The sequence below is a fragment of the Caulobacter endophyticus genome (assembly GCF_003116815.1).
GTDB lineage: Bacteria > Pseudomonadota > Alphaproteobacteria > Caulobacterales > Caulobacteraceae > Caulobacter > Caulobacter endophyticus.
The window spans coordinates 22,566-29,087 of record NZ_QDKQ01000045.1; the positions used below are offsets into that span (position 1 = coordinate 22,566).

The following is a 6,522-nucleotide window of genomic DNA, read 5'->3' on the forward strand; positions in this document are numbered from 1 at the left end:
CGCACGCACACGCTGGCGGCATGGACACGACCGCCAACGCTTGCCGCCTGCGCCGGGATCAGACCCTGGCCGAAAAGACACTGTGGAAGCTGGTGCGCAATCGCCGCCTGGGCGGTTTCCGCTTCCTGCGTCAGGTCCCTATAGACCGCTACTTCGCCGATTTCGTCTGCGAGGCCGGCAAGCTGATCGTCGAGCTGGATGGCGCTTCGCATGAGGGGCGCGAGGACTACGATGCGTGCCGCACCCAGACGTTGGAGCTGTTCGGCTATGTGGTGCTGAGGCTGCCGAACGAACGGGTCCTGGGCGACCCCGGCGGCGCGGCGGAGGACATCCTGGCCGTGCTCCGTTTGGACAGGCTGAAACCTCTCACCCTCCCACCGCCTGCGGCGGCGGGCCCCTCCCTCTCTCTATGAGAGAGGGGTTTTCCCCAGCGCCTTCCGCACCGCCTTGCGCCCTCGCTTCAGCACCCGCCAGCCCGGCCGCCTCAACACCACCTTCTCGCTGCGCAGAAGCTGCTGCCAGGCCACCAGCAGGATCTCAGGCTCGCGGCGCATCAGGCGGCGGATGGGGAAGATCAGCTTGGGGTGGCGCTTCTGCCAGCGGATGAACCGGCGGCGGGCCTGGAAGGAGTTGCGCAGCACCACCATCAGGCCCAGCACCAGCAACGGCAGGCCCACATGGCCGGGCAGGGGCGTCAGCACCGCCCCGGCCAGCAGGATCAGCACGCCCAGCGCGATCAGCAGGATCCGGGTCACGCGAGCGGCGGTCTCGCGCACGACGAAGGCCAGCCGGCGGCGACGGAGGCTGGAAAGGCGGCGAACGACCCTGGGGTCGCGCCGGTTCACTGGAAGCGGCTCACGGGGCCCCTAGACCGCGCGCTGGCCCCGGCGCTTGAGCGCCTTGCGCCAGCGCTTGGCCACGCGCCAGCGGCGCGGGATCACCAGCTTTTCGATGCGCAGGGCCTGCTGCCAGGCCACCAGCACGACCTCTGGCTCGCGGCGCAGGAGGCGGCGCAGCGGGAAGACCAGCTTGGGGTGGGCGTGCTGGAAGCGGACGAACTGCTTGCGGGCCTTGAAGGAGTTGCGCAGCACCAGCATCAGGCCGATGACCGTCAGCGGCACGCCCATGGGGCCCGGCAGGGGCGCGATGAGAAAGCCGGCGGCGATGAACACCAGGCCGAGCGCCACGAGCAGGCCGCGAATAATCCGGCCGAGGAGCTCGCGGGCGAGTTCGTCGGCAACGGAAAGGCGCACGGGCGGCATGGCGATGGCGAGGTTCATGGGGGCTGAACGGGGCTTGTGGTCCGCCGGTTTCCGGAAAAAGACCGGCCCCCTCGTCTCACAAGCTGCATATGGAAACGGGGCGCCCTTCCGTAAAGGCGCCCCGTTCCGCATTCGTGCTGCTGTTGCAGCTATTCCGCGGCGAGTGGCGCGGGGGCCACAGGTTTCCACTTCAACTTCGGCTTCCGGGCCGCCAGAGTCTCGTCCAGGCGCTTGAGCGGCGCCAGGTGCGGGGCGTTCTTGAAGCGGCCCGTCTCGCCGGCCTTGGCGGCCTGGGCGAGCAGGCGCAGGGCCTCGATGAAGCGGTCGAGCTCGGCCTTCGACTCGGTCTCGGTCGGCTCGATCAGCATCGCGCCATGCACCACCAGCGGGAAATACATGGTCATCGGGTGGAAGCCCTCGTCGATCATCGCCTTGGCGAAGTCGAGCGTGGTCACGCCGGTGTCTTCCAGCCAGGCGTCGTCGAACAAGGCCTCGTGCATGCACGGGCCTTCCGGGAAGGCCGGGCTCATCAGGTCCGACAGGCGGGCCTTGATGTAGTTGGCGTTCAGCACCGCGTCCTCGGCCACCTGGCGCAGGCCGTCGGCGCCGTGGCTGAGCATGTAGGCGTAGGCGCGCACGTACATGCCCATCTGGCCGTGGAAGGCGCTCATCCGGCCGAAGGCCTGGGCGGCGGGGCCGACGGCCTCCTCGACCAGCTTGTAGCCATTCTCGTCATGCACCACCCACGGGGTGGGGGCGAACGGGGCGAGAGCCTCCGAAAGCACCACCGGACCCGCGCCCGGACCACCGCCGCCGTGGGGCGTCGAGAAGGTCTTGTGCAGGTTGATGTGCATGGCGTCGACGCCCAGGTCGCCCGGGCGCACCCGGCCGACGATGGCGTTGAAGTTGGCGCCGTCGCAGTAGAAGTACGCGCCCGCCGCGTGGGTCAGGCGGGCGATCTCCACCACGTCGCGCTCGAACAGGCCGCAGGTGTTGGGGTTGGTGACCATGATCGCCGCCACGTGGTCGCCGAGCTTGGCTTCCAGGTCGGCGAGATCGACGCGGCCGTCGTCGGTCTGGGCGATCTCGACGACGGTATAGCCGCAGAAGGCCGCCGTGGCCGGGTTGGTGCCGTGGGCGCTGGTCGGGGCCAGCACGGTCTTGCGATGGCCGTTGCCGGCCGCCTCGTGGGCGGCGCGGATGGCCAGCAGGCCGCACAGCTCGCCGTGGGCGCCGGCCTTGGGGCTCAGGGCGACCGCGGGCATGCCCGTCAGCGTCTTGAGCCAATGGGCCAGGCGGTCCATCAGTTCGATCGCGCCCTGCACCGTCGACTGCGGCTGCAGCGGGTGGATGTCCGACAGGCCCGGCAGGCGCGCCATCTTCTCGTTCAGGCGCGGGTTGTGCTTCATCGTGCACGAGCCCAGCGGATAGAGCGCCAGGTCGATGGCGTGGTTCTTCTGGGACAGGCGCACGTAGTGGCGCACCGCTTCGGGCTCGGAGAGGCCCGGCAGGCCGATGGGCTCGTCCCGGGTCAGGCCGGCGAGAGCGCTGTCGGCGGGGACGACGTCCGGCAGGTCGACGCCGGTCTTGGTCCAGCCGCCCAGTTCGAAGATCAGCGGCTCGTCCTGCAGCAGGCCGCGGCCGCCCGACAGGGAGTTAAAGCCAGCGTCATCGTTGGAAGCTTCGGGACGGGTGGGACGTCCGACATTGTTCATGCTCATTGGACGGCTCCGGCCAGCAGCTTGGCGAAGAAGGTGATGTCGGTGTCGAGCGTGGTTTCGGTCGTGGCGACCAGCAGCACGTCGTCCAGGCCCGCGCCCGGCTCCAGGCGCGAATAGGGCACGCCGGCGATGACGCCGTGGGCGGCCAGGGTCTCGACGACCTCGGCGGCGTCCTTGGGGAGGCGCACGGCGAACTCGTTGAAGAAGCGCGGGGTGAGGATCTCGACGCCCGGGATGGCCGCCAGGGCCTTCGCCGTCGCGAGAGCCTTCTGGTGGTTCAGCGAGGCCAGCTGGCGCAGGCCCTGCTCGCCCAAGAGGCTCATGTGGATCGAGAAGGCCAGGGCGCACAGGCCGCTGTTGGTGCAGATGTTCGACGTGGCCTTGTCGCGGCGGATGTGCTGCTCGCGGGTCGACAGGGTCAGCACGAAGCCGCGCTTGCCGTCGGCGTCGACCGTCTCGCCGCAGAGGCGCCCCGGGGCCTGGCGGACGAACTTTTCGCGGCAGGCGAAGAGGCCGACGTAAGGACCGCCGAAGTTCAGGCCGTTGCCGATCGACTGGCCCTCGGCCACGGCGATGTCGGCGCCCATGGCGCCCGGCGACTTCAAGAGGCCGTAGGACACGGCCTCGGTGGTGACCACGATCAAAAGGGCGCCGGCGGCGTGGGCGGCCTCGGCGATCCTGGTCACGTCGGTGGCCGTGCCGAAGACGTTGGGGGTCTGCACCACGACGCAGGCGGTGTCAGCGTCGATGGCGGCGATCACCGCGTCCTCGGCGTCGATGGCGGCCGGCAGGCGATGGGTGGTCACGCCGGCGGCGTGGGCCAGGGTCTCGACCGCGCCGACATACTGCGGGTGGACGCCGCCCGACAGCACGGCCTTGTTCTTGCGGGTGACGCGCTGGGCCATCATCACGGCCTCGGCCGTGGCGGTCGAGCCGTCATAGAGCGAGGCGTTGGCCACATCCATGCCGGTCAGGGCCGCGACCTGGCTCTGGAACTCGAACAGCACCTGCAGCGTGCCCTGGGCGATTTCCGGCTGGTAGGGCGTGTAGCTGGTCAGGAACTCCGACCGCTGGATGATGTGGTCGACCGTGGCCGGCACGTGGTGGCGATAGGCCCCGGCCCCGACGAAGAACGGCCCCTCGGCCGCCGAGCGGTTGCGGCGCGACAGGCGCAGGAGCTCGCGCTCGACCTCGATCTCGCCGGCGTGATGGGGCAGGTCCACAGGCTCGCTGCGGCGGGCGACGGCCGGCACGTCGACGAACAGCTCGTCGATCGAGCCCGCGCCGATCACGCCGAGCATGTCGGCGCGGTCTTCGGGGGTCAGGGGGAGGTAGCGCATCAATCAGGTCCTTCTCCCTTCCCCCTTGATGGGGGAAGGGGCGGGGATGGGGGTGTTTCCAGAGCGTGGCAGCCGAAAGTGTCAGCGGTTTCGGCGCCCGCCACGCTCCAAGTTCAGGGCGGTGGGGTCACCCCCAACCCTGCCCTTCCCCCATCAAGGGGGAAGGGGTCTTCCTTAAAGCGTGCTCAGGAACGCCTCGTAGGCGTCGCGGTCCATCAGGGCGTCGACCTCGGCCGGGTTGGAAAGCTTCAGCTTGGCGAACCAGCCGCCGGCTTCCGGAACGGCGTTGACGGTTTCCGGCGCGTCGCCCAGTTCGGCGTTGGCTTCGACCACTTCGCCCGACACCGGGGCGTAGACGTCCGAGGCGGCCTTGACGCTCTCGACGACGGCCAGGCCGTCGCCCTGGGCCACGGTCTTGCCGACTTCCGGAACCTCGACGAACACCACGTCGCCCAGCTGCTCGGCGGCGTAGGCGGTGATGCCGACGGTGGCGATGTCGCCTTCGACGACGACCCATTCATGGTCTTTGGTGAAGCGCATTGGTGTGGCCCTTTCGTTTTTGCTGGCGACGCGACGGACGCCAAAACCGGCGCCCACTTTTGGCTGTCGCGTCGGCTTAGAGTTTGCGGACGTAACGGGTGGGAACGAACGGAGAGGCGACGACCTGTGCGGCCGCCGGCTTGCCCCGGACGATGACTTTCAGGGTTTCGCCGATCACGGCGTAGGCCGGGGGCACGAAACCGATCGCGATGGCGCCGCCGAAGCTGGGGCCGAAACCGCCGCTGGTGACCTTGCCGATGACGTTCCCGTCGGCGTCGGCGATCTCGGCGCCTTCGCGGGCCGGGGCGCCTTCCAGAACCTTCAGGTTCACGCGGACGCGGGCCAGCTCGCCGCCCAGTTCCCTGGTGATCCGTTCGGCGCCCAGGAAGTCGCCGGCCTCGCGGCGGCTCTTGCCGACGGCGAAGTTCAGGCCCGCCTCAATGGGCGAGACCGTCTCGTCCAGGTCGTGGCCGTAGAGCGGCAGGCCCGCTTCCAGGCGCAGGCTGTCGCGGGCGCCCAGGCCGATCGGCCTGACGCGCTCGTCTTCCAGCAGGGTGTTCCAGACGCGCTCGGCGTCCGAGGCCGGGACCGAGATCTCGTAGCCGTCCTCGCCGGTATAGCCCGAGCGCGAGATGATGGCGGGAACGCCGAAGGCGGTCACGGCGCGGGCGTCCATGAACACCATGGTCGCGGCTTCCGGAACGTGGGCGGCCAGAACGGCGGCGGCCTCGGGGCCTTGCAGCGCCAGCAGCGCGCGGTCTTCCAGGCGCTCGACCGTGGCTTCGCCGGCCAGGGTCTCGGCGATGATCTTGTAGTCGTTGTCCTTGCAGGCGCCGTTGACCACGACGAACAGGCCATCGTCGTCGGGACGGGCGGTCATCAGGTCGTCGATGATGCCGCCTTGCGCATTGAGCAGGACGCCGTAGCGCTGCTTGCCGGCCTTCAGGCCCTGGTAGTCGGCCGAGACCACCTTCTCGAAGCTCTTGGCCGGGCTTGTTTCACCATTGGCGCTGCGAATGCGGGCCTGACCCATGTGCGAGACGTCGAACAGGCCCGCGTGCTCGCGGGTCCACAGGTGCTCTTTCAGCACGCCGTCCTTGTATTGCACGGGCATGGAATAGCCCGCGAACGGCACCATGCGGGCGCCGGCCGCCACGTGGGCGTCGAACAGCGGGGTCTTCTTGAGATCGTCGGTGGACACGCGCAGGGCTCCGAAACGGGGTCGGCGACGGTCCGGCTTCCGCCGGTTGGTCGCGCCCCCGCTGTCCCTTAGGCCTGAGAGATTCCGGCCCTCGTCCTCCAGAAGGGGGAGGGGCCTTGCTCCTTCGGCGAGCCGCCCTTTCGAGCGGCTTCTTTCCAGCGTTCCTAAACCCGCGCGGTCCTTTTGCCTGAGCGTTTCCGGGGCGGTTGCGCCTTCGGCCTCGGGACACGAATCCCGACGTCTCCCGCGAGGGTCACCGGCTCAATGAGCGACGGTCGGCGGCGAGTCAAGCAGCAGCGGCGTCGGGGTCCTCGACCAGCTTGCGGGATCCCTCTCCCGCAGGGGGAGTGTTGCGAAATTAGCCGATTGTGATTCCCTGGGTTTAGTACGGGGAGGCCAGGCATGGCGGTGAAGCAGACGGGTCAGTTCAGTTTCGCCGAGGCGCTGATGCCGGTGGG

7 protein-coding genes and 1 riboswitch are annotated in these 6,522 nt (G+C 69.2%); of the genes, 1 reads left to right on the forward strand and 6 read right to left on the reverse strand.

Going from position 1 to position 6,522, the window contains the following annotated elements:
• The first annotated feature begins 20 nt into the window (after window positions 1–20).
• Window positions 21–413, forward strand: a complete 393-nt coding sequence (locus DDF67_RS12890; protein ID WP_109101290.1) for an endonuclease domain-containing protein — start codon at window positions 21–23, stop codon at window positions 411–413.
• On the opposite strand, the gene DDF67_RS12895 is transcribed toward DDF67_RS12890, so the two are convergent.
• The 6 genes from DDF67_RS12895 to gcvT form a co-directional block, all read right to left on the reverse strand.
• Window positions 408–845, reverse strand: a complete 438-nt coding sequence (locus tag DDF67_RS12895) for a hypothetical protein (RefSeq protein ID WP_109101291.1) — start codon at window positions 843–845, stop codon at window positions 408–410. The genes DDF67_RS12890 and DDF67_RS12895 overlap by 6 nt on opposite strands.
• A 21-nt stretch (window positions 846–866) precedes the next feature.
• Window positions 867–1,280 carry a hypothetical protein gene (locus DDF67_RS12900; RefSeq protein WP_058348592.1) on the reverse strand — a complete coding sequence of 138 codons (414 nt, stop codon included), beginning with the start codon at window positions 1,278–1,280 and terminating at the stop codon, window positions 867–869.
• A gap of 131 nt (window positions 1,281–1,411) precedes the next feature.
• Window positions 1,412–2,983, reverse strand: a complete 1,572-nt coding sequence (gene gcvPB, locus DDF67_RS12905; protein ID WP_109101292.1) for an aminomethyl-transferring glycine dehydrogenase subunit GcvPB — start codon at window positions 2,981–2,983, stop codon at window positions 1,412–1,414.
• Window positions 2,980–4,323, reverse strand: coding sequence for an aminomethyl-transferring glycine dehydrogenase subunit GcvPA (gene gcvPA / locus DDF67_RS12910; protein WP_109101293.1), 1,344 nt, complete (start codon window positions 4,321–4,323; stop codon window positions 2,980–2,982). The genes gcvPB and gcvPA overlap by 4 nt, the downstream gene beginning before the upstream one ends.
• Window positions 4,324–4,497: 174 nt before the next feature.
• Window positions 4,498–4,863: a glycine cleavage system protein GcvH gene (gene gcvH, locus DDF67_RS12915; protein ID WP_109101294.1), complete on the reverse strand. Its 366-nt coding sequence runs from the start codon at window positions 4,861–4,863 to the stop codon at window positions 4,498–4,500.
• Between the two features lie 76 nt (window positions 4,864–4,939).
• Window positions 4,940–6,064: a glycine cleavage system aminomethyltransferase GcvT gene (gene gcvT / locus DDF67_RS12920; protein ID WP_199229220.1), complete on the reverse strand. Its 1,125-nt coding sequence runs from the start codon at window positions 6,062–6,064 to the stop codon at window positions 4,940–4,942.
• 165 nt (window positions 6,065–6,229) lie between these two features.
• A riboswitch (glycine riboswitch) is annotated at window positions 6,230–6,321 on the reverse strand.
• Between the last annotated feature and the right edge of the window lie 201 nt (window positions 6,322–6,522).

Coding starts and splice junctions, on each gene's coding strand:
- DDF67_RS12890 (WP_109101290.1), top strand. CDS start 21: ATGGACACGACCGCCAACGCTTGCCGCCTGCGCCGGGATCAGACCCTG.
- DDF67_RS12900 (WP_058348592.1), bottom strand. CDS start 1,280: ATGAACCTCGCCATCGCCATGCCGCCCGTGCGCCTTTCCGTTGCCGAC.
- gcvPB (WP_109101292.1), bottom strand. CDS start 2,983: ATGAGCATGAACAATGTCGGACGTCCCACCCGTCCCGAAGCTTCCAAC.
- gcvPA (WP_109101293.1), bottom strand. CDS start 4,323: ATGCGCTACCTCCCCCTGACCCCCGAAGACCGCGCCGACATGCTCGGC.
- gcvH (WP_109101294.1), bottom strand. CDS start 4,863: ATGCGCTTCACCAAAGACCATGAATGGGTCGTCGTCGAAGGCGACATC.